This window comes from Xenorhabdus sp. KK7.4, assembly GCF_963876465.1.
Classification (GTDB): Bacteria; Pseudomonadota; Gammaproteobacteria; order Enterobacterales; family Enterobacteriaceae; genus Xenorhabdus; species Xenorhabdus stockiae.
The window spans coordinates 35,746-61,597 of record NZ_CAWNQF010000035.1 but is presented as its reverse complement, the minus strand read 5'-3'; the positions used below and the strand labels follow the sequence as shown (position 1 = coordinate 61,597).

The window sequence follows — 25,852 nt, the reverse complement described above, 5'->3', positions numbered from 1 at the left end:
CAACTTTATTGGAGCCGTTTTAAAAGTCCATTGTATGTGTTGATAGATTAATTAACGCTCACGCAAACGGTTTCGTCGAGGAAAACATTCCTCTATAATGTCGGCGTTTCCCCTAAGGCATCAGTCAGGCTTTGCTTCTAAGATGAGAGAACCTATTACTATGGAAATTCTGCGTGGCTCGCCCGCTTTATCAGCGTTTCGTATTACTAAGCTCCATTCCCAGTGCCAGGCTCAACAGCTTCCCGTGACAGAAATTTATGCGGAATATGTCCATTTCGCGGAAATAAATTCACCTCTTACGGCAGAAGAACAGGAAAAATTAAACAGACTATTAAAATATGGTCCTTCTTTAGCTGAACATGAACCCAAAGGTCAACTATTTTTAGTCACTCCCCGGCCAGGTACGATATCACCGTGGTCTTCAAAAGCGACAGAGATAGTTCATAACTGTGGGCTGAAACAAATTGCCCGTCTGGAAAGAGGGATTGCCTATTATATCCAGTGCGATGAAATGAATGATATGCAGTGGCAGGCACTGTCGACGTTACTGCACGATCGTATGATGGAACGCGTGTTTACTCAGTTTGAGCAGGCGGAAGTACTGTTTTCTCACCAACAGCCAGCACCATTGAAACAGGTTGATATTCTGCAATCAGGACGCGCAGCATTGGAATCTGCCAATATTGAATTGGGGCTGGCATTGGCGGCGGATGAGATTGACTATTTGCTGCGTGCTTTCCAGAAATTAGAGCGTAACCCGACTGATGTTGAACTCTACATGTTCGCACAGGCAAATTCTGAACATTGCCGTCACAAAATTTTCAATGCGGATTGGGTGATTGATGGTCAGGAACAGGAAAAATCTCTGTTTAAGATGATTAAAAATACATTTGAACAGACGCCGGATCATGTTTTTTCTGCTTATAAAGATAACGCTGCTGTTATGGAAGGTTCTCAGGCAGGGCGTTTTTTCCCTAATCCTGAAAATGGGGTGTACGACTATCATCAGGAACCAGCCCATATATTGATGAAAGTTGAAACACATAACCACCCAACTGCCATTTCTCCGTGGCCGGGAGCGGCGACAGGTTCGGGCGGAGAAATCCGTGATGAAGGTGCTACAGGCCGGGGAGCTAAACCTAAAGCCGGGCTGGTTGGTTTTTCTGTTTCTAACTTGAAAATTCCCGGATTTGAACAACCGTGGGAAGAAGAGTTCGGTAAACCTGAGCGAATTGTCAGTGCGCTGGATATCATGCTGGAAGGCCCTTTGGGAGGCGCTGCATTCAATAATGAGTTTGGCCGTCCTGCGTTATTAGGGTATTTCAGAACGTATGAAGAAGAAGTGACATCCCATAACGGTACTGAATTGCGTGGTTATCATAAGCCGATCATGCTGGCCGGAGGAATCGGTAATATTCGTGAAGAGCACATCCAGAAAGGAGATATTACTGTTGGTGCTAGGCTGATTGTGCTGGGTGGCCCAAGCATGAATATTGGCCTTGGTGGCGGAGCGGCTTCTTCAATGACATCTGGTCAGTCTGATGTGGAACTGGATTTTGCCTCCGTGCAGCGTGATAACGCAGAAATGGAACGCCGTTGTCAGGAAGTGATTGATCGCTGCTGGCAGCTTGGCAATGACAACCCAATTTTGTTTATTCACGATGTTGGTGCAGGCGGTCTGTCAAATGCAATGCCAGAATTAGTCAGTGACGGCGGGCGAGGAGGCCGTTTTGAACTGCGTAATATCCTCAATGATGAACCGGGGATGAGCCCATTACAGGTATGGTGCAATGAGTCTCAGGAACGTTATGTATTAGCTGTAGCGCCGGAACAGCTCGCTCTGTTCGAGGATATTTGCCAGCGCGAACGTGCGCCGTATGCTGTTATTGGTGAAGCGACAGAAGAGCGCCATCTGTTGTTGAATGACAGCCATTTCGATAATCAGCCAATTGATATGCCACTGGATGTGCTTCTTGGTAAGACACCAAAGATGCTGAAAAATGTGAATTCACTGAAAGCAAAAGGAAAAGGGCTGGAGCGTCAGGGTATTGATTTGGCCGAGGCAGTTAAACGTGTTCTACATTTACCCGCAGTAGCAGAGAAAACTTTCCTGATCACTATTGGTGACCGCTCAATAACCGGTATGGTAGCAAGAGATCAGATGGTTGGCCCCTGGCAGATCCCAGTTGCGGATTGTGCAGTGACGACAGCGAGTCTGGATAGCTATTATGGCGAAGCGATGTCGATGGGGGAACGTGCTCCGGTTGCCCTGCTGGACTTTGCTGCCTCGGCACGTATGGCTGTCGGAGAAGCACTGACAAATATCGCCTCAGCTTATATACAGGATTTGAAGCGAGTGAAGCTGTCTGCTAACTGGATGTCAGCTTCAGGTCACGCAGGGGAAGATGCCGGATTATATGAAGCAGTGAAAGCGGTTGGCGAAGAATTATGCCCGGCATTGGGCCTGACTATTCCTGTCGGCAAAGATTCTATGTCGATGAAAACCCGTTGGACACAAGATGGTGAAGAGCATGAGATGACGTCACCGCTTTCATTAGTCATTACTGCATTTGCGCGGGTAGAAGATGTGCGTTATACCGTTACACCTGAATTATCAACGGATGATGATAACGCATTAATTCTGATCGATCTGGGATTGGGACAAAATGCATTAGGAGGAACGGCACTGGCTCAGGTTTATCGTCAACTTGGCGATAAGACTGCGGATATTCGCAATACTGAACAACTTGCCGGCTTCTTTAAAGCTATTCAGCAACTGATTGCAGAACGTAAATTGCTGGCTTATCACGACCGCTCTGACGGTGGTCTGTTGGTAACATTGGCAGAAATGGCATTTGCGGGGCACTGCGGCCTGCACGCCAATATCAGTGCTTTTGATGAAGATATTCTGGCTGCTTTATTCAGTGAAGAATTAGGCGCAGTGATTCAGGTTCGTGAAACTGACAGGGAACAGGTTGAAAACCTACTGGCTGACTATGGATTAAGCGATTGCGTACATTATTTAGGGCAAGCCAAAGCGGGAGATGATTTTGTCATCTCCAGTAACAATATGGAAGTTTATCGCCAGAACCGGAGCACTCTGCGTTTATGGTGGGCAGAAACAACCTGGCAGATGCAGCGCCTTCGTGATAACCCCGAATGTGCAGATCAGGAACACCAATCAAAACAGGATTTGAGTGATCCGGGCCTGAATGTGAAATTAACCTTTGATCCGGCAGAAGACATTGCCGCCTGTTACATATCCAAACAGGTACGCCCACGTGTCGCTGTGTTGCGTGAACAGGGAGTGAATTCCCACGTCGAAATGGCGGCAGCATTCCATCGCGCTGGTTTTGAAGCCGTAGATGTCCATATGAGCGATTTGTTGAGTGGACGAGTGACATTGGAGCAGTTCCAGACACTGGTTGCCTGTGGTGGCTTCTCATATGGTGATGTTCTTGGTGCTGGTGAAGGCTGGGCTAAATCCATTCTGTTTAATTCACGGGTACGTGATGATTTTGCCAACTTCTTTTCCCGACCGGATACCCTATCTCTTGGGGTATGTAATGGCTGCCAGATGATCTCGAATCTACACGAATTGATACCGGGCACAGAATACTGGCCTCGTTTTGTCCGAAATTACTCTGAACGTTATGAAGCCCGTTTTAGTCTGGTTGAAGTGACAGAAAGTCCATCGTTGTTTCTACAGGGAATGGCGGGTTCTCGTCTGCCAATTGCAGTGGCTCACGGTGAAGGTCAGGTAGAATTCAGAAATAGTCAAAGTCTGGCTGAATTGGAAAAACATCAGCAAATTGCCCTGCGATTCGTAGATAACTATGGTCAGCCGACAGAAAATTACCCTGCCAATCCTAATGGATCTGTTGGTGGGATTACTTCTGTCACCAGCCGAGATGGACGAGTTACTGCAATGATGCCGCACCCTGAAAGGGTATTCCGTACAGTGAGTAACTCCTGGCACCCTGAGGAGTGGGGAGAAGATGGCCCGTGGATGCGTATCTTCCGTAATGCCCGCAAGCAGTTAGGTTAATAACTTAATTATCCAATTTTCACTTTTCATCATAAGGCTCTGAATATGCATCAGAGCCTTTATTTTTCATTTCGTTATCACAGATAATGTTTTTTCTACATGTGGTTTTTATCTTTTTGATTTATCGTTTTATTTGCGATTTTTTTACTCTGACTGTCGAGGCATATCTCTATGACTAAAAAAACGATAAATCCTGAAACTGTCTTTAATTCTGTTCAATATGGTTTCAGTCAGGCAGTGATTAAAACAGGAACCCGGCATCTGTTTTTGTCTGGTCAGGTAGGAATTAATAAAGATGAGGAAACAATTCCGGGAGGGTTGCCTGCCCAAACTAAACTTGCGTTAGAAAATTTGCACTCAGTGATCCGAGAGGCTGGTGGTGAATTAAACGATATTACAATGTTGCGTATCTATATCAAGCAAGGAGCTGAATCGCATGAGAATCAGCAGGTCATATCATCTTTATTACAGCAGTATTTCCCTTCAGAGCCTCCCGCTTCTTCTTGGGTCATTGTAACAGGATTATCTTTACCTGAATGGCTAATAGAAATTGAAGCTGAAGCCATTTTAGATTAATGCAAAGATTTTCCATAATACACGAAGTGTTGTGTAAATGTTTTAATTTGGTTAACTTACGTTGTCTTATGAGTTAATTAAATTAATCGTTTTAAAATGGTGTCTCTAAAGAGCGACAATGGTTGTTTTTGTTGTCTCAAAATGGAGACATTTAATATTATGATTTAATTAATTAAATTAATTTAAATCATGAAGTGTCATAAATTAGCGACAGAAATACATACCCTGCATCAAAAATACATATAACAAAGTATAAATATTAAAGTGTTTTTTATTTTTATATAATAAAATCAATTAATTAATAAGTTATTTAAAAGTTGGCACGCAATGTGCATAATAAAAGGCAGTTGCTCATTCAATTTTTTATGTCGGCCCACAGAATAGGGTGGAAAAATGCCACATAAGCCCGGAATGACGCCAAAGTAAGGTGCCTACCGTCCAATTTATGATATTCGCTTTCGGGCCTTATCAAGCAAGGGGCGACACGTGGAGTGAGGCACCACCTATATTCTTATAGGCTCCTCGCTGGCGGGATAGTAGAAAAAATACTATCCCGCCGTCATTATTGCTGATTCATTTTGCCCATCGTGTTGATATATCCGCCTGCACTATTCTTGTTCTTGCCAGCCCATTTGTTATAACCCATTATTTGAGACTATTTTTTTCTAAAACTATTTTTTCTGAAAAACGGCGATAAAATCCATCGTCTGGCTGGCTTTCTACCACCTTACATCGGTTAGCATCAACGTAATTGCAGGTTTTAAGATGATTTCTCTGAAAAAAAGGCGTTTATTTCCCCGATCATTGCGTCAATTAGTTGTAATGGCTTTCTGGCTGGTGTTATTACCGCTATTAGTTCTGGCATATCAGGCATATCAAAGCCTGGATCAACTCAGTACTCAGGCGGCAGAAATTAACCGCACAACCTTATCTGATGCCCGGCGCAGTGAAGCTATGATTGGTGTCGCCCTCGAGATGGAACGCAGTTATCGCCAGTATTGTGTTCTGGGGGATGCCCGGCTGGAAAAACTCTATCAACGCCAATATCAGCAGTACACAACGATGCTGAATAATCAGATGGCGATGCTGGCCAATAAAGAGTATAAGGAGAAGTTTAATCAGCTCCTGTCCGGGTTGAATAAGATTACTTGTCGCAACAGTGTGCCAGAGGCTGCCGCAGATAAATTACTTGAACAATTCTCAAACGCTAATAACCAGTTAGTACAGGAAACGCGCAATATCATTTTTATTCGTGGTGAACAATTACAAAAAGAGATCGCGGATAAAGGGCAGTTTTTTGGCTGGCAAAGTTTAATATTATTTCTATTAAGTGCATTTTTAATTGCCCTGTTTACACGTATGATTATTGGGCCGGTCAAAGGCATTGAGAGAATGATTAATCGATTAGGTGCCGGACAGGCACTGGAAAACAAGATTGAATCCTTCAAGGGCCCCAGAGAATTACGCTCACTGGCACTGCGGATTATTTGGCTAAGTGAACGTCTGTCCTGGCTTGAATCGCAGCGCCATGAGTTTTTACGCCATATCTCCCACGAACTGAAAACGCCTCTCGCCAGTATGCGCGAAGGGACGGAATTATTGGCGGATGAAGTTGCCGGACCATTAACTACAGACCAAAAAGAAGTGGTCACCATTCTGGACAGTAGCAGTAAACATTTACAGCAACTTATTGAACAATTACTCGAATATAATCGCAAAATTGTCGATGCTCCTGCCGAACAACAGGTTGTGTCGTTAAAAGAGATAATTGACAGCGTTGTTCTGTCACATCAATTACCTGCGCGGACAAAAAATATTCATACAGAAATTCAGTTGGATACTGATGATTGTTGGGCTGAACCTAAATTATTAATGAGAGTTATTGATAATCTCTACTCCAATGCAGTGCACTATGGCGCTGAATCCGGTAACATTTGGATTTCCGGTCGGCAAGTGGATAAAAATATTCAGCTCGATATTGCCAATACGGGAACACCTATCCCTGAGTTAGAGAAAAGCATGATTTTCGAACCATTTTATCAAGGAAAACTTCAGCGCAAAGGTGCGGTCAAAGGAAGTGGGCTTGGTTTGAGTATTGCGCAGGACTGTATTAGACGGATGGGGGGAGAACTTCATCTGATAGAATCCGACTTTGCTGATGTATGTTTCCGGATTGAACTGCCGTTAACCGCAGAGAATGATTAAATAATATGCACAACAGGTTTACTCACCACTTTATGATGAAGACGGAGCAGCAGAATATTGTGACTCGGACAGTGAAAAAAAAAGCGGTAATGCAGCGTTTATCTGAACGGGCTGTGTCCCGGTGTTTCCGTACTATGATTTTACTGTTTGTTCCCTATTTACTGGCAGGGTGTGTTTCAAATTCCGCTTCTGGTGAGCTGGCAAAAATTTCTGAAGCCATTATGCCGGAGCAGCGTGTCATTGATTATCACCCCAAAGGGTGTGATGTGATATGGAATATCACAAAAACAGCTGCAATGGAAAATAGCCTTTACTGGCTAAGACTGATCGACTGCACGGAGAGACTGTCTCCAACGGAAGCCCGTGACAAGGTCAAGCAGTTCATGGCAGATGATTGGTCACAGGTTTTCAAACAGAGTATTCTTATCAACCACTCAATACCTTCAGTTGCTGAACGGCGCAGTATCATAGAAAACCTGAATCGATATAGCACACAATTTCCGCCTTCGTTGCAGCCATTATTACAACTATGGCGTGACCAACAATATTTAAAAATTAGTCTGGCAGAGCAAAAATCAAAATATCAGCGATTACAATCAGATAGTGAAACAAAAATTGATCGACTGAAAGAAGCACGAACCCGGCTGGAATATGAATTACATTCAATATCCCGTAAGTTAGAAAATCTGACCGATATTGAACGTCAGCTTTCATCCCGCAAGCAAAGCCAGAATGTCTCTTCAGCGTCAGTTGAAACAGAATACCCTGCTGATGAAAGCGGTAATAAAATCAACGAATCCCACCCGGAAAGCCATTCGAAACAACTTCCGGAAAGAAAATCGGAAACAAAGACAGAAGATAATTTTTCAGAAGAAAAAGGAGCTGAAGTACAATGACCGCACGCAATCCTGCTCATCTCCTTCTGGTTGATGATGATCCAAGCTTACTGAAATTATTGGGAATGCGTCTGATCAGTGAGGGATTTCGTGTCACGACAGTGGAAAGCGGGCATGAAGCATTACGCATCCTATTAAAAGAAAAAGTAGATTTAGTCATCAGTGACTTACGCATGGATGAGATGGATGGCATGGCCTTATTTGCTGAAATTCAAAAACAGCATCCGGGTATGCCGGTGATTATTCTCACTGCTCATGGTTCTATTCCCGATGCTGTTGCTGCAACACAGCAGGGTGTATTTAGTTTTCTGACTAAACCTGTTGATCGTGATGCACTTTACAAAGCTATTGATGATGCTCTGGAATTATCAACACCTGCTATAGATGGCAAATGGAGTGAACAAATTGTCACCCGCAGCCCTCTGATGCTGCGTTTGCTGGAACAGGCAAAAATGGTGGCGCAGTCTGATGTCAGCGTTTTGATTAACGGGCACAGCGGAACCGGTAAAGAAGTGTTGGCTCAGGCTATTCATCGTGCAAGTCCCCGGGCAAAGAAACCCTTTATTGCAATTAACTGTGGTGCCTTACCTGAACAACTGCTGGAATCTGAACTGTTCGGCCATGCGAAAGGCGCATTTACCGGAGCAGTCAGTAGCCGGGAAGGGCTTTTTCTGGCGGCTCAGGGAGGAACGCTGTTTCTTGATGAAATCGGCGATATGCCATTGGCGCTTCAGGTTAAATTATTGAGGGTATTACAGGAGCGTAAGATCCGCCCTCTGGGAAGTAATCGTGATTTAGATATTGATGTCAGGATTATTTCGGCAACTCACCGGGATTTGCCGAAGGCGATGCAACGCAATGAATTCCGCGAAGATCTCTATTACCGATTGAATGTTGTCAACCTGAAAATCCCTACCCTGAATGAACGGGCCGAAGATATTCCTTTACTGGCAAACCATTTGCTGCGGGAATCAGCCAAACGTCATAAGCCTTTTGTGCGTAGTTTCTCCACCAATGCGATGAAATGTCTGATGGCAGCAAGCTGGCCGGGGAATGTTCGCCAGTTGGTCAATGTGATTGAGCAATGTGTGGCGCTGACAACCGCTCCGGTGATCAGTGATGCCTTAGTCATGCAGGCATTGGAAGGTGAAAACACGGCATTACCGACATTTGTCGAGGCGCGTAGCCAGTTTGAACTGAATTATTTACGTAAATTACTACAAATGACTAAAGGTAATGTCACTCACGCTGCCCGTGTAGCAGGGCGTAACCGAACAGAATTTTATAAATTATTGGCTCGCCATGAACTGGATGCCAATGATTTTAAGGAATAACCTTCCTGTAATTTAAATCCCATAAATAATTGAAACGTTTTTAAAGCCGTATTGAACTGTCTGAACCAGACAGAGAAGTGAATAATGGCCCAGGAGAGCCGCATTCTATGAGTCGTACTCTTAATATTGCCCTTGCCCAATTAAACTGGCTGGTAGGGGATATCGAAGGCAACAGCGAGCGTATGTTGCATACAGTACAGGAACAGCAGGAAAAAGGCGCTGATCTCGTCATGTTCTCTGAATTATCACTGTCGGGTTATTTCCCAGAGGATCTCCTGTTCCGTTCTGATTTCCATCAGCGTTGCCGCGAACAGTTAGTACGCTTACAAGAGGCAAGCTCTCAGGTTGGTATTTTAGTTGGTCATCCGTGGCAACAGGACGGAAAAATATACAACGCACTTTCGCTGTTCTGGAAAGGTGAAACCGTTGCGCGTTACTTCAAGCAACAACTGCCTAATTATGGCGTTTTTGATGAAGAACGCTATTTCGATGCGGGCGAGCGAAATTGTGTTATACCCTTTAAAGGTTATAATCTGGGTTTGTTGATTTGTGAAGATCTATGGTTTGATGCTCCGGTTGATGCTTTGAAACAGGCGGGAGCCGATATTATCCTGTCAATGAATGCTTCTCCTTATAATCACGAAAAACCAAATATCCGCAGTGCGCTTATCAAATCACACTGCCAGCGTATCCATTTGCCAATCATCTACCTGAATCAGGTTGGCGGACAGGATCAGCTGATTTTTGATGGCTGTTCAAAAGTCTTTGATATGAATGGTGAAATCACACACCGCATGGCAGCTTTTGAAGAGCAGGTCGAGCAGTGTCGTTTGAATGACATGATAGTTGAGCCGATGGCAAACCCTATCCCTCCATTGCCGCCATTGGGGCAAATTTATAAAGCCTTAGTTCTTTCTGTGCGGGATTATGTACAGAAAAATGGTTTTAAAGGCGCGTTACTTGGGTTATCCGGAGGAATTGATTCCGGCCTGACACTGGCGATTGCGGTGGATGCTTTGGGTAAAGAGCATGTACAGGCGGTGATGATGCCATTCCGCTATACCTCTGAAATGAGTATTCATGATGCCAGAGAACAGGCTGAATTGCTTGGTGTTGAATTTGATATTGTCTCTATCGAACCGATGTTTGACGCATTTATGGCTCAGTTAGAGCCGATGTTTGCCGGTACAGAAAAAGACACGACAGAAGAAAACTTACAGGCTCGCTGCCGGGCTGTCATTCTAATGGCAATGTCAAACAAGCGCCGCCGTCTGGTACTGACAACCAGTAATAAAAGTGAATCAGCGGTGGGCTACTCCACTTTATATGGCGATATGGCTGGTGGCTTCAATGCTTTGAAAGATGTGCCAAAAACAATGGTATTTGCATTGTCCACATATCGTAATACATTATCTCCTGCTATTCCTCAGCGTGTTATCGATCGTCCGCCATCTGCGGAACTGGCTCCTGATCAGCTCGATCAGGACAGCCTGCCACCGTATGACATGCTGGATGCTATCCTCGAGGGATATGTAGAAAAAGATAAATCCGTGGCTGATTTAGTAGCAGAAGGTTTTGACGAAGCGATTGTCCGTAAAGTGATCCGGTTGGTGGACATCAATGAATATAAACGTCGTCAGGCTCCGATTGGCCCGCGTATTACACAGCGTGATTTTGGTAAAGACAGGCGCTATCCGATTACGTCTGGTTTCGGGCGTAAGAACTGGTAATAACAGGAATACTTCATGAAAAAGATTGATGCAATTATCAAACCTTTCAAGCTCGATGATGTGCGTGAAGCTCTGGCTGAAGTTGGTATCACAGGTATGACGGTGACAGAGGTGAAGGGATTTGGCCGCCAGAAAGGACATACCGAACTGTATCGTGGTGCAGAATATATGGTGGATTTTCTGCCCAAAGTCAAAATAGAGATTATCGTACCGGATGATATTGTTGATACCTGTGTCGATACTATTATGCAGACCGCCCAAACCGGTAAAATTGGTGATGGCAAGATTTTTGTGTTCGATGTTGCTCGTGTTGTACGTATTCGTACTGGTGAACAGGACGAAGAAGCAATTTAATCTCTAAGAGCCTCATTCCCCGCCATGACGGCGGGGTTCTAGATGACGATGCCGAGTTAAATGACTTTATGCGGGCCAAAACATTCGTAATGGATATGTTGTTCATGGATGCCCATTTTCAGAAGCTGAGCGGCGATATATTGCATGAAAGCGACCGGCCCACAGAGATAAAACTGCATCCCTTCTATATTTATTTCATCTTTTACCGAAGCCAGCTCCATTAATCCTGTCTGTTGGTAATCTGCGCCGAAATTATCTTCATTTCTGGGTTCGCGATACCAGACCTGATAATTCATATTAGGCATGGATTCAGCAATCGCTTTTACTTTGCCTGAGAAGGCATGAAAACCACCATGTTCTGCTGCGTGAAGCCAATTGACGATACCAGTATGTTGTTGTTTATGCAGATATTGCAGCATACTCATCATCGGAGTCAGGCCGACACCGGCAGAGATAAGCGTAACAGGAGTATCAGGCAGGATATCAAGGAAGAAATCGCCTCGCGGTGCGGACAGTAATACGGTATCTCCTTCCTGTACTTTATCGTGCATATAGCTGGATACCTTGCCATGAGATTCCCGTTTAATGGCGATTTGATAGTGAGTTCCGTTCGGTGCGGCAGTTAATGAATACTGACGAATTTCACGATGCTCAAAGGCAGGATCTTCCAGATAAATACTCAAGTATTGCCCCGGTTTATAATCTAAGACTTTACCGCCATCGACAGGCACAAATTCAAAACTGGTAATAATATCGCTTTGCGGCTGTTTCCGGCTGACACGGAACTGACGCAGACCACGCCATCCTCCTGCCGAAAGTTCACCACTCTGATAAATTTCCTCTTCACGATTGATAAAAACACCGGCTAATACATCGTAGGCTTTTCCCCAGGCATCCAGCACTTCTTCTGCCGGATTAAACATCTCATCAATTGTTGCCAACAGATGATTCCCCACAATCTGGTAGTGTTCCGGTTGAATATTCAGGCTTGCATGTTTGTGAGCGATCTTTTCTACCGCCGGTAACAGAGCAGATAAGTTATCGATATTAGCCGCATAAGCACACAGAGCATTGAAAAGGGCCTGACGTTGATCACCGTTACTCTGGTGGCTCATGTTAAAGATATTCTGTAATTCAGGGTTATGACTGAACATGCGTTCATAAAAATGAGCAGTCAATTTTGGCCCGGTAGAAACAATCAGCGGAATAGTGGATTTTATAGTTGCGATAGTTTGACTGTCTAACATCATGATCTCCTGAATTTTTAAATCATGCTCAATTGATAAGTTGCATTTTAAATGCAACTTATTCTTCTGGGGAAGAGCTTAAAGTAAAAAGCAGAAATTATTTTGACTTAAATCAAAATCACAGGATTTGTGAAACAACAATATTTGACAGAAATCACAAAGATCAATGATAAATCCCGGACGGATAAAAAACATGATGGGCTATAGGGCGGTAGGTCTTGAAGCAATCGTTTGCGTAAAATGTCCTGTCAAGACTATCTCATTTGATAAAAAGAGTTTACACTGTGTCACATTCTGGCCCTCAGGGGTATTTTTTAAAGATGTAGCTGAGTCAGGAGAACCAAATGCTAAAGCGTGAAATGAATATTGCGAATTATGATCCCGAACTGTGGCAGGCGATGGAGCAGGAGGTTCGTCGTCAGGAAGAACACATTGAACTGATTGCTTCTGAAAACTACACCAGTCCAAGAGTTATGCAGGCTCAAGGCTCTCAGCTGACTAACAAGTATGCGGAAGGTTATCCGGGTAAACGCTACTATGGTGGCTGTGAGTACGTTGATATAGTTGAACAACTGGCAATTGACAGAGCAAAAGAGCTGTTTGGTGCAGATTATGCTAATGTCCAGCCGCATTCAGGTTCTCAGGCGAATATGGCGGTATATATGACGCTGTTGCAACCCGGTGACACTGTTTTAGGGATGAATCTGGCACACGGTGGGCACCTGACTCACGGTTCTCCGGTCAACTTCTCTGGGAAACTTTATAATGTTGTTCCCTATGGCATTGATGAAAATGGAAAAATTGATTACGACGATATCCGTAATCAGGCACTGAAACATCAGCCTAAAATGATCATCGGTGGCTTCTCTGCCTACTCTGGTGTGGTTGACTGGGCAAAAATGCGTGAAATCGCTGATGAAATCGGTGCATACCTTTTTGTTGATATGGCTCACGTTGCAGGCCTGATTGCTGCGGGTGTTTATCCAAACCCGGTTCCTCATGCTCATGTTGTGACAACGACAACCCACAAAACACTGGCAGGCCCACGCGGTGGTCTGATTCTGGCAAAAGGTGGGGATGAAGAACTGTATAAAAAACTGAACTCTGCTGTTTTCCCTGGTGGTCAGGGTGGCCCGTTGATGCATGTTATTGCAGGTAAAGCGGTTGCGCTGAAAGAAGCCATGGAGCCAGAATTCAAAACGTATCAGCAACAAGTTGCTAAGAATGCGAAAGTCATGGTAGACGTGTTTTTACAGCGTGGTTACAAAATTGTTTCCGGCAGCACTGAAAACCATTTGTTCCTGCTGGATCTGGTGGATAAAGATATTACGGGTAAAGAAGCTGATGCAGCATTAGGTCGTGCCAACATTACCGTCAATAAAAACAGCGTACCTAATGATCCTCGTAGCCCATTTGTCACTTCTGGTATTCGTATTGGTACCCCGGCAATTACCCGTCGTGGTTTCAAAGAAGCAGAAACCAGTGAACTGGCTGGCTGGATATGTGATGTGCTGGATAACATCAATGATGAAACGGTGATTGAAAGCGTTAAACAGAAAGTCTTGGCAATCTGCGCAAAATATCCGGTCTACGCATAACTTAGAATAATTATTGAGTATAAATACTGAATAAATAGTTAATAAGCCCGTCTCATTAGTTTTGAGCGGGTTTTTTTGCATTAAACTTTTGCATTAAACACGGGGGCAAAGGATGGTTGTTCCATCAACATTTTGGCTGGGATTAGGCTATTTCACCTATTTCTTTTCTTTTGGGATTTTTTTACCATTCTGGTCAGTCTGGTTGCAGGGAGAAGGCATTACTCCTTCCATGATCGGCATAATATTAGGCATTGGTTTGGTTTCCCGCTTTGTTGGCAGTCTCATTATTTCTCCTACCGTTAAAGATCCTGCCAAATTAATTACAGCATTAAGATTATTATCTTTTCTGGCTTTAATCTTTGCGGTCAGTTTTTCTTTTGGCAGCCACTGGGCATGGATTTGCCTTGTAATGATAGGTTTTAACCTGTTTTTTTCGCCGTTAGTACCTTTATCAGATGCTTTAGCGGGTACATGGCAAAAGCAGTTTACTTTTGATTATGGCAAAGTGCGTGTGTGGGGGTCGATTGCCTTTATTATCAGTTCTTCTTTAACCGGGATATTACTCTCTTCCTCCGGTATTGAGTTTGGAACAAGTGTCAGTATTTCCTTTGATAAACTCAATGACTGGATTGGTGGCAATTTATTCGGTCATCACCAGATTATCCTTGCTTCTCTGATTATCAGTGTTGCTATTATGCTGTCAGGGATGATGCTGAAACCATCTGTTATGCCTGCGGGTAAAATTAAGATAGAAAACGCCAATACAGTATCATTCAGAAAGTTATTATCCGAAAAATCAGTGTGGCAGTTTTTATTATGTGTCACGCTATTACAGGCAGCTCATGCTGGTTATTACAGCTTTGGTTCCATTTATTGGGAAAAAGCCGGTTATTCATCATCCACTATCGGTTATCTCTGGTCACTGGGTGTGGTAGCAGAAGTTGTGATTTTCACCTTCAGCAAACAGTTATTCCGTCGCTGGAGCGCTCGTAGCCTTCTGCTGCTTTCTGCTATTTGTGGGGTGATCCGCTGGGGACTAATGGGAGCATTCACAGAACTACCCGTGCTGATTATTATTCAAATCCTGCATTGTGGAACTTTCACTGTTTGCCATTTAGCGGCTATGCGTTTTATCGGTGCCAGAAAAGAAAATGAAGTTATTCGCCTACAGTCAGTCTACTCTGCGTTAGCAATGGGAGGCGGTATCGCTGTTATGAGTGCAGTAGGTGGTTTCCTGTATGAACATATGGGAGGCGGAATCTACTGGGTAATGGCGCTGGTCGCATTACCTGCGATTTTCTTACGGCCTAAAGCTGAAGGTCAAATTCATTCAGTATGAAATAAAATTATAAATAAGAAACAATAAGTTAATAATAACTCAGTAAAAAAGGGCACCTATCATTTTGGTGCCCTGTAAATAACATTGCTCAGATAATTATTTTTTAATTAACGTTTCAGTGCTTCAGTTAATTCTTCACGCATTTCAGACAGCATATCTTTAACAATACGTGGGCTGCCTGCAACGATATTACCGGAACTGATGTAGTTGTGACCACCAACGAAGTCAGTCACGATACAGCCGGATTCACGAACCAGCAGTTCACCACCCATGAAATCCCATGGTTTCAGGCCAATCTCGAAATAACCATCAACACGGCCGGCAGCAACATAAGCCATATCCAGCGCCGCGGAACCAGTGCGACGAAAATCTGCACAACGTTCAAATAATTTACCCAGTACGTTCATGTAAGGGATAGCGTGTTGTTTAGCTTTGAATGGGAAACCGGTAGCAATGATAGTGCCATCCAGATCACGGGCATTAGCACCACGCAGGCGATAACCATTCAGCTGTGCACCCTGACCACGAGTAGCAGTGAACAATTCGTTACGCATTGGGTCGTAAACCACAGCAACTTCGGTGCGGCCTTTGATGCGCACAGCAATGGAAACAGCGAAATGAGGGAGACGTTTAATAAAGTTGGTGGTGCCATCCAGTGGATCGATTACCCATTGGACATCGCTATCTTCACCTAAGTGTTCACCGGTTTCTTCAGTGATAATAGTATGCTTAGGGTAGGACTTGCGGATAATGTCAATGATCATGCTTTCTGCTTCACGATCAACATTAGTGACAAAATCGTTACTGCCTTTTTGGCTTGCTTCAACAGCGTCAGGAGTTTCATAGCTTTTGGCAATGTGGTTGCCGGCCTTACGAGCAGCGCGTATAGCGATATTTAGCATCGGATGCATGGGGTATCTTCCACCAGAATTTTAAAGAACGGGAAACAAATCGGCGCGCAGTATAGCAGTAGTTCGTCAAAATGACTAATGCTGTGTTAAGATATTCGGCTCTTATACTGAAATTAAAAGCCGTCATGTTAGAGAACATCCGCATTATCCTGGTAGAAACTTCCCACACGGGCAACATGGGTTCAACTGCCAGAGCTATGAAAACCATGGGGTTAACCAATCTGTATCTGGTCAATCCGCTTGTTTTGCCTGATTCTCATGCAATCGCACTTTCCGCAGGCGCCAGTGATGTCATTGGTAATGCAATGATTGTGGATTCGCTGGATGAAGCACTGTCCGGGTGTGAATTGGTTATCGGAACCAGTGCCCGTTCCCGTACACTTTCCTGGCCAATGGTTGAACCGAGAGAGTGTGGTGAACGCTGTGTCAGCGCTGTTCAGAACTCACCGGTAGCTATCGTGTTCGGTCGTGAACGTGTGGGGCTGACTAACGAAGAACTCCAGAAGTGTCACTACCATCTTTATATTCCGACCAATCCTGAATATGGTTCGCTGAATCTGGCTATGGCTGTTCAGTTGGTCAGTTATGAGATCCGAATGGCGCACCTTGCTCTTACTGCTCAGGAAAAACAGGAAAAAGCGGATGCGACAGAGCATGAAGCGGAATACCCGCCTGTTGAAGATATGGAGCGTTTTTACCAGCACCTTGAGCAGGTATTAAATCATTCAGGCTTTATTCGCAAAGCACACCCTGGTCAGATAATGAACAGATTAAGGCGTCTTTATACCCGTGCCCGTCCGGAAACTCAGGAATTGAATATCCTGCGTGGCATTCTGACTTCTATGGAAAAATGGGCCAATAAATCGTCTGAATCCGGTCGGAAATAGGATCAGAAATGCGGCTTGTGAGCGGTAACAGGATGAAAGACAACTAAATAATAGTTGAGTAAATTACTAGGTTAAATAGTTGACTAAAACGCTCAGGAATGCCACAATTTGACCCATATTTCACCATGGAGTTTTTGTTATGAGACTGACATCAAAAGGACGTTATGCGGTAACTGCCATGTTAGATGTGGCATTGCATTCACAAGAAGGGCCGGTGCCACTAGCTGACATATCTGAACGTCAGGGAATTTCCCTTTCCTATCTTGAGCAGTTGTTTTCTCGCCTACGTAAGAATGGTCTGGTTTCTAGCGTCCGTGGTCCGGGTGGCGGTTATCTGCTGGGCAGAGATGCCGGTAAGATTTTCGTTGCCGAAGTAATTTCTGCTGTTGATGAATCCGTAGATGCAACTCGCTGTCAGGGCAGGGAAGGCTGTCAGGGTGGTGATCGCTGTCTGACTCATACATTATGGCGTGATCTTAGCGAGCGCATTACGAGCTTCCTGAATAGCATCAGTTTAGAAGAATTAGTGAACAACCAAGAAGTTTTAGACGTTGCTGATCGTCAAGACAGCGATAAGCGCCGTACAGCTAATGGCCGGGTTCAAGAAATGATTAACGTTAACCTGCGTGCTTAAATTAGTGGTAAATAAGCGGCAAACAAATGTATTAAAAGTGTCTTACGGAGCATGTGAGCAATGAAATTACCCATTTATTTGGACTATTCAGCAACAACGCCGGTTGACCCTCGTGTTGCTGAAAAGATGATGAATTATCTGACTATGGACGGGGTTTTCGGTAACCCTGCTTCCCGGTCACACCGTTTTGGCTGGCAGGCTGAAGAAGCGGTTGATATTGCGCGTAACCAGATTGCTGATCTTATCGGTGCTGACCCGCGTGAAATCGTCTTTACTTCAGGTGCAACAGAGTCAGATAACCTCGGTATTAAAGGTGCAGCGAAATTCTATCAGAAAAAAGGCAAGCACATTATTACCAGTAAAACTGAACATAAAGCTGTTTTGGATACTTGTCGTCAGCTGGAGCGTGAAGGTTTTGAAGTGACTTACCTTTCACCGATGAGTAACGGCATGATCGATCTGAAAGAGCTGGAAGCCACAATGCGTGACGATACGATTCTGGTTTCTATCATGCACGTCAACAACGAAATTGGTATTGTTCAGGACATTGTGACTATCGGTGATATGTGCCGCAGTCGTGGCATCATTTTCCACGTTGATGCGACTCAGAGTGTCGGGAAACTGCCTATTGACCTCAGCAAACTGAAAGTTGACCTGATGTCTTTCTCGGCTCATAAGATTTATGGCCCGATGGGTATCGGTGGTTTGTATGTTCGTCGCAAACCTCGTATCCGTATTGAAGCACAGCAGCACGGCGGCGGTCATGAACGTGGTATGCGTTCCGGTACACTGCCTGTTCACCAGATCGTCGGCATGGGCGAAGCCTACCGCATTGCAAAAGAAGAGCTGCAAGCCGAGTCAGAACGTCTGCGTGGTTTACGTCTGCGTTTATGGAACGGTATCAAAGATATTGAAGAAGTTTACCTGAACGGCGATTTGGAACTGGGTGCACCACACATTCTGAATGTCAGCTTCAACTATGTTGAAGGCGAATCATTGATGATGTCACTGAAAGACTTAGCAGTTTCTTCCGGTTCAGCATGTACTTCTGCGAGCCTGGAGCCTTCCTATGTTCTGCGCGCACTGGGCATGAATGATGAGCTGGCACACAGTTCTATTCGTTTCTCTTTGGGGCGTTTTACCACAGAAGAAGAAATAGACTATGCAATCAAGTTGATTCATAACGCGATTGGTCATCTGCGTGATCTTTCTCCATTGTGGGAAATGTTCAAACAGGGAGTGGATCTCAGCACCATCGAATGGTCTCATCATTAATCAGACAGTTTCAGGAGTAACGACATGGCTTACAGCGAAAAAGTAATTGATCACTACGAGAATCCACGCAATGTAGGGTCATTTGATAGTGAAGATCCTTCAGTGGGTAGTGGAATGGTTGGTGCGCCGGCTTGTGGTGACGTCATGAGACTGCAAATTAAAGTCAGCGATGACGGCATTATCGAAGACGCACGTTTTAAAACTTATGGCTGCGGTTCCGCGATTGCATCCAGTTCTCTGGTCACAGAGTGGATGAAAGGAAAATCACTGGATCAGGCAGAAGCAATCAAAAACACTGAGATTGCCGATGAACTGGAGCTGCCACCAGTGAAAATTCACTGTTCTATTCTGGCAGAAGATGCAATTAAAGCTGCGATTGCAGATTATAAGAGCAAGCGTCAGGCCAAATAATTCTTCTAAATATACCCTACTTGAAAGAGGATGGGTGAAAATATAATTCTGGTGGATATTGTTTTAATATCCACCTTTACTGATTTTGAAGATGGCAGCTTTGAAGGTGATAGCTTTAAAGGTAATAACTTCAAAGATAATAGTATTCAAAATTAATAGTTTTAAAAGTGAGGTGTTGTATGTCAATTTCCCTGACAGAAAGTGCAGCCCAGCGTGTTTTGGCTTTCCTTGATAATCGTGGAAAAGGTGTTGGTCTGCGTCTGGGAGTGAGAACTTCCGGCTGTTCTGGTATGGCATATGTACTTGAATTTGCTGATACAGTTAATGATGAAGATCAGATTTTTGAAGATAAGGGTGTGAAAGTTATCGTTGACGGTAAAAGCATTGTTTACCTTGATGGAACTGAGTTGGATTTTGTCAAAGAAGGCCTGAATGAAGGCTTTAAATTCAACAACCCCAACGTTTCCGGCGAATGCGGCTGTGGGGAAAGTTTTAACGTTTAACCCCCGTATTTTGCGAAACCAAGAGTAACTTATGGACTACTTTACTTTATTCGGGTTGCCTGTGCGTTATGCAATCGATCGCCAACAATTGGCGACCCGCTATCAGGAGTTACAGCGTCAGTTTCATCCTGATCGTTTTGCCACCCAGCCAGAGCGTGAAAAAACGCTGGCACTTCAACAGGCTGCAACCATTAATGATGGTTATCAGACTCTGAAACACCCCCTGAAACGTGCAGAATATATGCTATCTCAGCAAGGGTTTAACTTATCCAGCGAACAGCACACTATGCAGGATACGGCTTTTCTGATGCAACAGTTAGAGTTGCGTGAAGAGCTTGATGCTATTGAACATAGTGCCGAGCCGGATGCCGCATTGGCTGGTTTTTCATCTCGCCTGAATAAAATGATTAAAACTCGTAGTGAGCAGATGGAACAGCAGCTGGATGCAGAACAGTGGTCAATTGCAGCCGATACTGTCCGTAAGTTACGCTTTCTGGATAAATTGCAACAGCAGGTCGAACAGCTGGAAGAACGGCTGTTGGATGATTTTTAGCTGAATCGCGTTTTAGTGAACAATGCGGGGCTGATTTAGTATATCCGAGAAATTTCAAGTTGTATCGAGGCCAATGACAAAGAGGCAGCTTGAAAGACGGGTATAATTGGTTTTTATAGGGGCACACATGGCTTTATTACAAATCAGTGAACCTGGTTTATCTGCCGCACCACACCAGCGTCGTCTGGCTGCGGGGATTGATCTTGGTACAACACACTCCCTGGTTGCGACAGTCCGCAGTGGTCAGGCTGAGACCTTAGCAGATAGTGAAAACCGTCACTTACTTCCTTCAGTTGTACAATACTGCAAAGATGAAATTCAAATCGGCTGGCAGGCCCGTCAACAGGCGGCTTTCGATCCTGTTAATACGATAAGCTCTGTCAAACGTATGATGGGGCGCTCTCTGGCTGATATTCAGCAGCGTTACCCGAATCTTCCTTATCAATTTCAGGCCAGTGAAAATGGATTGCCGTTAATTAATACAGCGGCAGGTTTGGTTGATCCTATTCAGGTTTCTTCTGACATATTGAAATCGTTGGCTCAACGGGCAGAAGAAACACTGGATGGTAAACTTGATGGTGTTGTTATCACCGTTCCCGCTTATTTTGATGACGCTCAGCGTCAGGGAACGAAAGATGCGGCTCGTTTAGCGGGTTTGCATGTCCTTCGCCTCCTGAATGAACCCACTGCGGCTGCAATTGCCTACGGGCTTGATTCTGGTCAGGAAGGTGTGATTGCTGTTTATGATCTGGGCGGTGGAACATTTGACGTTTCTATCCTTCGCTTGAGCCGTGGTGTTTTTGAAGTATTGGCCACGGGCGGTGATACTGCACTGGGTGGTGATGACTTTGACCATCTGCTGGCAGACTGGATCCGTGAGCAGGCCGGGATTACCGATACCGGCCACGGGTTACAGCGTCAGTTACTGGATGTTGCGACACAAACTAAAATTGCATTGAGTGATGCAGATTCAGTCTCAATTAATTTTGCTGACTGGCAGGGCAATATTACCCGCATCGAGTTCAATGAATTAATTACGACACTGGTTAAACGTACTTTATTGTCTTGTCGCCGGGCCTTGAAAGATGCTGAAGTAACTGCTGACGAAGTCTTGCAGGTTGTGATGGTGGGAGGCTCAACAAGAGTTCCGCTGGTGCGCAGCATGGTAGGCGAATTTTTTGATCGTGAACCGCTGACCTCTATCGATCCGGACAAAGTTGTTGCAGTTGGTGCGGCAATACAGGCGGATATTCTGGCAGGTAATAAGCCAGACAGCGAAATGTTGTTGCTGGATGTTATTCCGCTGTCACTGGGTCTTGAAACGATGGGCGGGCTGGTTGAAAAGGTTATTCCGCGCAACACCACTATTCCTGTCGCAAGAGCTCAGGAATTTACGACCTTCAAAGATGGTCAGAGTGCAATGAGCATCCACGTTGTTCAGGGTGAACGCGAATTGGTAGCAGATTGTCGTTCTCTGGCTCGTTTCACGCTGAGGGGAATTCCTCCGTTACCGGCAGGTGGTGCGCATATCCGCGTGACTTTCCAGGTTGATGCTGATGGTTTGCTGAGTGTCAGTGCACTGGAGAAATCGACGGGTATTGAAGCCTCTATTCAGGTAAAACCTTCTTACGGTCTGTCTGATGAAGAAATCGCCAGAATGATCAAAGATTCAATGAGTAATGCGCAGGAAGATATTCAGGCGCGTAAATTGGCTGAGCAAAAAGTAGAAGCAGCCCGTGTGCTGGAAAGCTTAACCGGTGCGCTGGAAAAAGACGCTGATTTACTCAGTCAGGAAGAACATGCTGCAATTGATGCTGCGGTACAAGTATTAATTGAAAGTGCTCAGGGAACGTCTCCTGAAGCGATTGAAAGTGCAATTAAACAATTGGACAAGCAAACGCAGGAATTTGCTGCGCGTCGCATGGACACATCAATCCGTCGGGCTTTGGCGGGTCATTCTGTGGATGAAATTTAATTATGCCTAAAATTGTATTTTTACCTCATAACGAACTTTGCCCTGAAGGTGCAGTATTGGACGCTAAAGAAGGCGAATCAATTCTGGATGTTGCACTGCGAAACGGTATTGAAATTGAACATGCCTGTGAAAAATCCTGCGCATGTACCACTTGTCACTGTATCGTCAGAGAAGGGTTTGACTCATTGGAAGAAAGTGAGGAACTGGAAGATGACATGCTGGATAAAGCATGGGGACTGGAGCCGGAAAGTCGCTTAAGCTGTCAGGCTAAAGTTGCTGATGAGGATTTGGTTGTTGAAATTCCTAAATATACGATCAACCACGCGCGTGAGCACTGAGTTTAAAATAAAGTTATACACAATGGATTTCAAGATGCATCGCGGCGGCAAGGGAGTAAATTCCCGGGAGCATAGATAACTATGTGACTGGGGTGAGCGAGCGCAGCCAACAAAGAGGCTACTTGAAAGACGAAGTGTATAAGGAGAACAAAAAATGAAATGGTCTGACAGCCGTATAATAGGCGAAGCACTTTATGATAAGTTCCCGGATTTAGATCCTAAAACAGTGCGTTTCACCGACATGCATCAATGGATTTGCGAACTGGATGATTTTGATGATAATCCGGAAAAATCCAACGAAAAAGTATTAGAAGCCATTTTATTGGTTTGGTTGGATGAGTTTGAATAACAGAGCTCAATCTTAGAAGTCATGTTACGCAAACAAATAATGCGAAAAACAGTACTAACTCACCAATTTTTGTCCAATGACTTGGCATAGTCTGTATTTAATGAAAAACTGGCATCCGCCAGTTTTTTTACATTTATTACTCTAATAATGATCCTAATACAGTAAAAATAAGAAGAGAGAAAGATAATGACCAAAAACGCTATACCGGCGCAAATCATGCCGATAACTCTGTCTTATGAGCCAGCTAAAGCATGCTGGGGTGAAAAAGCGCTAATTAGCTCAAATGATCAGGGAATGATGATCCATATGTCAGGCGAGAAATCTGACATAAACAGTGAACTGGCGTTGATTCAGCGTGCCGGACGTAAAATTAATGGGCAAGGTATCTATAATGTTGCTTTGGCTGGTGAAGGCTGGGATCTGGAAAAAAGCTGGGCATTTTGGCTCGGTTTCCGGGCACCAAAAGGACTGCGCACTATCGAATGGCCGCAACTGAATGCCGAAGAAAAGCAGGAACTGGAACATCGAATTAAATTCATCGACTGGGTGCGTGATACCGTCAACCTGCCTGCCGAAGAACTAGGGCCAGAGCAGCTTGCTCAGCGTGTTCTCGATTTAATTAACAATGTAGCGCCAGATGCTATCAGTTATCGCATCATAAAAGGTGATGCGTTATATGAGCAGGGTTATGTTGGTGTCCATACTGTTGGTCGTGGTTCTTCCCGTGTTCCTGTTTTTCTGGAGCTGGATTTCAACCCAACAACAAACAAAAATGAACCCGTATTTGCCTGCTTAGTCGGAAAAGGTATTACTTTCGATTCAGGCGGATATAGCCTGAAACCATCTAACTCGATGAGCGCCATGAAATCTGATATGGGTGGTTCAGCAACTCTGTCAGGTGCGCTGGCACTGGCAATCAGCCGTGGTCTGAAACAGCGTGTAAAACTGTTCCTGTGCATTGCTGATAATATGGTCAGCGGGAATGCATTCAAACTGGGTGATATCATTCGTTATCGTAACGGTAAAACCGTTGAAGTCATGAATACTGATGCAGAAGGCCGTCTGGTACTGGCTGATGGTTTGATTGATGCCAGTGCAGAAAATGCCCCTTTGATCATTGATGCAGCGACATTGACGGGTGCTGCAAAAATGGCTGTTGGTAACGATTACCACTCTGTTTTCAGTTTTGATGATCAACTGGTGGCGGATTTATTGGTTGCAGCGGATACAGAGCATGAACAATTCTGGCGTCTGCCATTGGCTGAATTCCACCGCAATCAGCTGCCATCCAACTTTGCTGATTTGAATAACATTGCTGCACCTTCTCACACAGCTGGCGCAAGTACTGCCGCTGCTTTCCTGTCTCATTTTGTCGAGAATTACAAAAAAGGCTGGGTACATATCGATTGTTCAGCAACCTATCGTTCATCTGCGGTTGAACAATGGTCGGCAGGTGCAACAGGTTATGGTGTTCGCACCATCGCCAACTTACTGCTGACAAAAGCAAAATAAGCACATGAGAAGGAAAATGTAATGAATCAGGACATTGTGCTACCCGACTTTGACATCACGGATTCTGACGAGAATGATCCACATGCGCGTGAACGGGTCAGTGAATTACTCGATCAATGGAATATCAGGCAGACGGGCGAGCAGGGTAACCAGCCTCTGGATATTTATATCCGGGATAGCGATGGGGAAGTGATTGGCGGTTTGGTCGGACGAACGTCGCTTGGCATGCTTTTCATCAACTATCTTTACCTCCCTGATGAACTCAGAAGTCAGAGACTGGGCAGTGTGTTACTCAGAAAAGCTGAGGAAAAAGCCCGCCAGCGTGGTTGTCATGCTGTGACGTTGTACACGATGTCCATTCAGGCACCTGAGTTTTACCTCAAACACGGATACACGGCTTTTGGTGAAGTCGCCTGTAAACCGGCGGGAAATGCCAGAATATTTATGTATAAACTGTTGTGATATCTGAATACTTCTGATTTCCTGTTTTCTGGCCTCCTCATATGGGGAGGCTATGATTTAGCACTTTTTTAGATATATACACAATGGATTTCAAGGTGCGTCGCGGCGGCAAGAGAGTAAATCCCCAGGAGCATAGATACCTATGTGACTGGGGTGAGCGAGCGTAGCCAACAAAGAGGCAACTTGAAAGATGAAGTGTATAACTCTGCTTTTAACATCTGTATCAACATATATACTGTTCGGAGATTTTCATGAGCTTGTCAAACGAAGCCGTTGCCACTGAAATTGAGGTTCCGAGTGGAAGTCGTATTACTCTCAGCCAACTAGAAGAACAACCAGTCCAGCTTATTGAAGCTCTGATTAATTTATTTAAGCAGCATAAACCCGTACGCCGTGCTTTTCTGGTGATGGCTCACGATAAAGAGCAGGACGAAAACCCTAATCTGTTAATTGGTCTGGAGCTGAGTGGGATACAGGCAGACAGTGACATTAATATACTGATCCAGACTGCTGGAGAGGTAGCTTGTGAACACCTGAATGAAGATGAATCAGTGGATTTTTGCCTGCTTGATGAAAAAGATGGCGGGATAAGCCACTACCTGATTCAACATACTCAGCCTTTCTACCAACGGAAATTAGGCAGTTGGCTGAGGGAGACTATTCCTGTACTCAATCAATAAATAAATATTAATTAACACAGGGATCGTGTAATGAA

The 25,852-nt window shown here is 44.6% G+C and carries 24 protein-coding genes; 22 read left to right on the top strand and 2 right to left on the bottom strand.

The window, feature by feature from the left end; translation table 11 throughout:
• Positions 1–160: 160 nt before the first annotated feature.
• From purL to glnB, 7 genes are all read left to right on the top strand, one after another.
• The gene (gene purL, locus AACS90_RS04575) at positions 161–4,048 is read left to right on the top strand and encodes a phosphoribosylformylglycinamidine synthase (RefSeq protein ID WP_099121954.1); all 3,888 of its coding nucleotides are present in this window, start codon (positions 161–163) and stop codon (positions 4,046–4,048) included.
• Positions 4,049–4,219: 171 nt separating this feature from the next.
• The gene (locus tag AACS90_RS04570; RefSeq protein WP_099121880.1) at positions 4,220–4,624 is read left to right on the top strand and encodes a RidA family protein; all 405 of its coding nucleotides are present in this window, start codon (positions 4,220–4,222) and stop codon (positions 4,622–4,624) included.
• A 765-nt stretch (positions 4,625–5,389) separates the two neighbouring features.
• Complete coding sequence (locus tag AACS90_RS04565) at positions 5,390–6,829, top strand: sensor histidine kinase (protein ID WP_193757183.1); 1,440 nt, start codon at positions 5,390–5,392, stop codon at positions 6,827–6,829.
• A 32-nt stretch (positions 6,830–6,861) separates the two neighbouring features.
• Positions 6,862–7,725 (top strand): two-component system QseEF-associated lipoprotein QseG, encoded by an 864-nt coding sequence (gene qseG, locus AACS90_RS04560; RefSeq protein ID WP_099121878.1) that lies wholly within the window; start codon positions 6,862–6,864, stop codon positions 7,723–7,725.
• A complete protein-coding gene (gene glrR / locus AACS90_RS04555) occupies positions 7,722–9,059 on the top strand; it encodes a two-component system response regulator GlrR (protein WP_099110611.1) in 1,338 nt (445 codons plus the stop codon). The genes qseG and glrR overlap by 4 nt, the downstream gene beginning before the upstream one ends.
• Before the next feature lie 107 nt (positions 9,060–9,166).
• Complete coding sequence (locus AACS90_RS04550) at positions 9,167–10,789, top strand: NAD+ synthase (RefSeq protein WP_099121877.1); 1,623 nt, start codon at positions 9,167–9,169, stop codon at positions 10,787–10,789.
• Between the two features lie 15 nt (positions 10,790–10,804).
• A complete protein-coding gene (gene glnB, locus AACS90_RS04545) occupies positions 10,805–11,143 on the top strand; it encodes a nitrogen regulatory protein P-II (protein ID WP_086956068.1) in 339 nt (112 codons plus the stop codon).
• A 56-nt stretch (positions 11,144–11,199) separates the two neighbouring features.
• On the opposite strand, the gene hmpA is transcribed toward glnB, so the two are convergent.
• A complete protein-coding gene (hmpA, locus tag AACS90_RS04540; protein WP_371635377.1) occupies positions 11,200–12,447 on the bottom strand; it encodes an NO-inducible flavohemoprotein in 1,248 nt (415 codons plus the stop codon).
• Between the two features lie 287 nt (positions 12,448–12,734).
• On the opposite strand from hmpA, the gene glyA reads away from it, so the two are divergent.
• Together glyA and AACS90_RS04530 are read left to right on the top strand one after the other, a co-directional pair.
• Positions 12,735–13,988, top strand: coding sequence for a serine hydroxymethyltransferase (gene glyA, locus AACS90_RS04535; protein ID WP_099121875.1), 1,254 nt, complete (start codon positions 12,735–12,737; stop codon positions 13,986–13,988).
• Between the two features lie 112 nt (positions 13,989–14,100).
• Positions 14,101–15,327 carry a 3-phenylpropionate MFS transporter gene (locus AACS90_RS04530; protein WP_099121874.1) on the top strand — a complete coding sequence of 409 codons (1,227 nt, stop codon included), beginning with the start codon at positions 14,101–14,103 and terminating at the stop codon, positions 15,325–15,327.
• 107 nt (positions 15,328–15,434) lie between these two features.
• On the opposite strand, the gene suhB is transcribed toward AACS90_RS04530, so the two are convergent.
• Positions 15,435–16,238 (bottom strand): inositol-1-monophosphatase, encoded by an 804-nt coding sequence (suhB, locus tag AACS90_RS04525; RefSeq protein ID WP_099121873.1) that lies wholly within the window; start codon positions 16,236–16,238, stop codon positions 15,435–15,437.
• 125 nt (positions 16,239–16,363) lie between these two features.
• Between suhB and trmJ the strand changes: the two genes are divergently transcribed.
• The 13 genes from trmJ (at position 16,364) to AACS90_RS04460 (ending at position 25,817) form a co-directional block, all read left to right on the top strand.
• Positions 16,364–17,125, top strand: a complete 762-nt coding sequence (trmJ, locus tag AACS90_RS04520) for a tRNA (cytosine(32)/uridine(32)-2'-O)-methyltransferase TrmJ (RefSeq protein ID WP_099121953.1) — start codon at positions 16,364–16,366, stop codon at positions 17,123–17,125.
• Between the two features lie 139 nt (positions 17,126–17,264).
• Positions 17,265–17,759 (top strand): Fe-S cluster assembly transcriptional regulator IscR, encoded by a 495-nt coding sequence (iscR, locus tag AACS90_RS04515; RefSeq protein ID WP_099121872.1) that lies wholly within the window; start codon positions 17,265–17,267, stop codon positions 17,757–17,759.
• A 60-nt stretch (positions 17,760–17,819) separates the two neighbouring features.
• Positions 17,820–19,034 carry an IscS subfamily cysteine desulfurase gene (locus AACS90_RS04510; RefSeq protein ID WP_099110599.1) on the top strand — a complete coding sequence of 405 codons (1,215 nt, stop codon included), beginning with the start codon at positions 17,820–17,822 and terminating at the stop codon, positions 19,032–19,034.
• Between the two features lie 24 nt (positions 19,035–19,058).
• Positions 19,059–19,445, top strand: a complete 387-nt coding sequence (gene iscU / locus AACS90_RS04505) for a Fe-S cluster assembly scaffold IscU (RefSeq protein WP_099110598.1) — start codon at positions 19,059–19,061, stop codon at positions 19,443–19,445.
• Between the two features lie 30 nt (positions 19,446–19,475).
• Positions 19,476–19,601 carry a hypothetical protein gene (locus AACS90_RS04500; protein ID WP_256376533.1) on the top strand — a complete coding sequence of 42 codons (126 nt, stop codon included), beginning with the start codon at positions 19,476–19,478 and terminating at the stop codon, positions 19,599–19,601.
• 23 nt (positions 19,602–19,624) lie between these two features.
• A complete protein-coding gene (gene iscA, locus AACS90_RS04495; RefSeq protein WP_099110596.1) occupies positions 19,625–19,948 on the top strand; it encodes an iron-sulfur cluster assembly protein IscA in 324 nt (107 codons plus the stop codon).
• A gap of 31 nt (positions 19,949–19,979) precedes the next feature.
• Positions 19,980–20,501 (top strand): co-chaperone HscB, encoded by a 522-nt coding sequence (gene hscB, locus AACS90_RS04490; protein ID WP_099121871.1) that lies wholly within the window; start codon positions 19,980–19,982, stop codon positions 20,499–20,501.
• Between the two features lie 127 nt (positions 20,502–20,628).
• The gene (hscA, locus tag AACS90_RS04485; RefSeq protein ID WP_099121870.1) at positions 20,629–22,476 is read left to right on the top strand and encodes a Fe-S protein assembly chaperone HscA; all 1,848 of its coding nucleotides are present in this window, start codon (positions 20,629–20,631) and stop codon (positions 22,474–22,476) included.
• 2 nt (positions 22,477–22,478) lie between these two features.
• A complete protein-coding gene (gene fdx, locus AACS90_RS04480; protein ID WP_099110592.1) occupies positions 22,479–22,814 on the top strand; it encodes an ISC system 2Fe-2S type ferredoxin in 336 nt (111 codons plus the stop codon).
• A gap of 154 nt (positions 22,815–22,968) precedes the next feature.
• On the top strand, positions 22,969–23,163 hold the full coding sequence (gene iscX, locus AACS90_RS04475) for a Fe-S cluster assembly protein IscX (protein WP_099121869.1): 195 nt from the start codon (positions 22,969–22,971) through the stop codon (positions 23,161–23,163).
• Positions 23,164–23,364: 201 nt separating this feature from the next.
• Positions 23,365–24,675 carry an aminopeptidase PepB gene (pepB, locus tag AACS90_RS04470; RefSeq protein WP_371635398.1) on the top strand — a complete coding sequence of 437 codons (1,311 nt, stop codon included), beginning with the start codon at positions 23,365–23,367 and terminating at the stop codon, positions 24,673–24,675.
• 21 nt (positions 24,676–24,696) lie between these two features.
• Positions 24,697–25,137 (top strand): GNAT family N-acetyltransferase, encoded by a 441-nt coding sequence (locus AACS90_RS04465; RefSeq protein ID WP_099110588.1) that lies wholly within the window; start codon positions 24,697–24,699, stop codon positions 25,135–25,137.
• A gap of 251 nt (positions 25,138–25,388) precedes the next feature.
• Positions 25,389–25,817, top strand: a complete 429-nt coding sequence (locus AACS90_RS04460; RefSeq protein ID WP_099121867.1) for an enhanced serine sensitivity protein SseB C-terminal domain-containing protein — start codon at positions 25,389–25,391, stop codon at positions 25,815–25,817.
• The last annotated feature ends 35 nt before the right edge of the window (positions 25,818–25,852 follow it).

What these genes read in the sequence shown, in the direction of transcription:
- purL (WP_099121954.1), top strand. Translation starts at nt 161, where the DNA reads ATGGAAATTCTGCGTGGCTCGCCCGCTTTATCAGCGTTTCGTATTACT.
- AACS90_RS04570 (WP_099121880.1), top strand. Translation starts at nt 4,220, where the DNA reads ATGACTAAAAAAACGATAAATCCTGAAACTGTCTTTAATTCTGTTCAA.
- AACS90_RS04565 (WP_193757183.1), top strand. Translation starts at nt 5,390, where the DNA reads ATGATTTCTCTGAAAAAAAGGCGTTTATTTCCCCGATCATTGCGTCAA.
- qseG (WP_099121878.1), top strand. Translation starts at nt 6,862, where the DNA reads ATGATGAAGACGGAGCAGCAGAATATTGTGACTCGGACAGTGAAAAAA.
- glrR (WP_099110611.1), top strand. Translation starts at nt 7,722, where the DNA reads ATGACCGCACGCAATCCTGCTCATCTCCTTCTGGTTGATGATGATCCA.
- AACS90_RS04550 (WP_099121877.1), top strand. Translation starts at nt 9,167, where the DNA reads ATGAGTCGTACTCTTAATATTGCCCTTGCCCAATTAAACTGGCTGGTA.
- glnB (WP_086956068.1), top strand. Translation starts at nt 10,805, where the DNA reads ATGAAAAAGATTGATGCAATTATCAAACCTTTCAAGCTCGATGATGTG.
- glyA (WP_099121875.1), top strand. Translation starts at nt 12,735, where the DNA reads ATGCTAAAGCGTGAAATGAATATTGCGAATTATGATCCCGAACTGTGG.
- AACS90_RS04530 (WP_099121874.1), top strand. Translation starts at nt 14,101, where the DNA reads ATGGTTGTTCCATCAACATTTTGGCTGGGATTAGGCTATTTCACCTAT.
- suhB (WP_099121873.1), bottom strand. Translation starts at nt 16,238, where the DNA reads ATGCATCCGATGCTAAATATCGCTATACGCGCTGCTCGTAAGGCCGGC.
- trmJ (WP_099121953.1), top strand. Translation starts at nt 16,364, where the DNA reads ATGTTAGAGAACATCCGCATTATCCTGGTAGAAACTTCCCACACGGGC.
- iscR (WP_099121872.1), top strand. Translation starts at nt 17,265, where the DNA reads ATGAGACTGACATCAAAAGGACGTTATGCGGTAACTGCCATGTTAGAT.
- AACS90_RS04510 (WP_099110599.1), top strand. Translation starts at nt 17,820, where the DNA reads ATGAAATTACCCATTTATTTGGACTATTCAGCAACAACGCCGGTTGAC.
- iscU (WP_099110598.1), top strand. Translation starts at nt 19,059, where the DNA reads ATGGCTTACAGCGAAAAAGTAATTGATCACTACGAGAATCCACGCAAT.
- AACS90_RS04500 (WP_256376533.1), top strand. Translation starts at nt 19,476, where the DNA reads ATGGGTGAAAATATAATTCTGGTGGATATTGTTTTAATATCCACCTTT.
- iscA (WP_099110596.1), top strand. Translation starts at nt 19,625, where the DNA reads ATGTCAATTTCCCTGACAGAAAGTGCAGCCCAGCGTGTTTTGGCTTTC.
- hscB (WP_099121871.1), top strand. Translation starts at nt 19,980, where the DNA reads ATGGACTACTTTACTTTATTCGGGTTGCCTGTGCGTTATGCAATCGAT.
- hscA (WP_099121870.1), top strand. Translation starts at nt 20,629, where the DNA reads ATGGCTTTATTACAAATCAGTGAACCTGGTTTATCTGCCGCACCACAC.
- fdx (WP_099110592.1), top strand. Translation starts at nt 22,479, where the DNA reads ATGCCTAAAATTGTATTTTTACCTCATAACGAACTTTGCCCTGAAGGT.
- iscX (WP_099121869.1), top strand. Translation starts at nt 22,969, where the DNA reads ATGAAATGGTCTGACAGCCGTATAATAGGCGAAGCACTTTATGATAAG.
- AACS90_RS04465 (WP_099110588.1), top strand. Translation starts at nt 24,697, where the DNA reads ATGAATCAGGACATTGTGCTACCCGACTTTGACATCACGGATTCTGAC.
- AACS90_RS04460 (WP_099121867.1), top strand. Translation starts at nt 25,389, where the DNA reads ATGAGCTTGTCAAACGAAGCCGTTGCCACTGAAATTGAGGTTCCGAGT.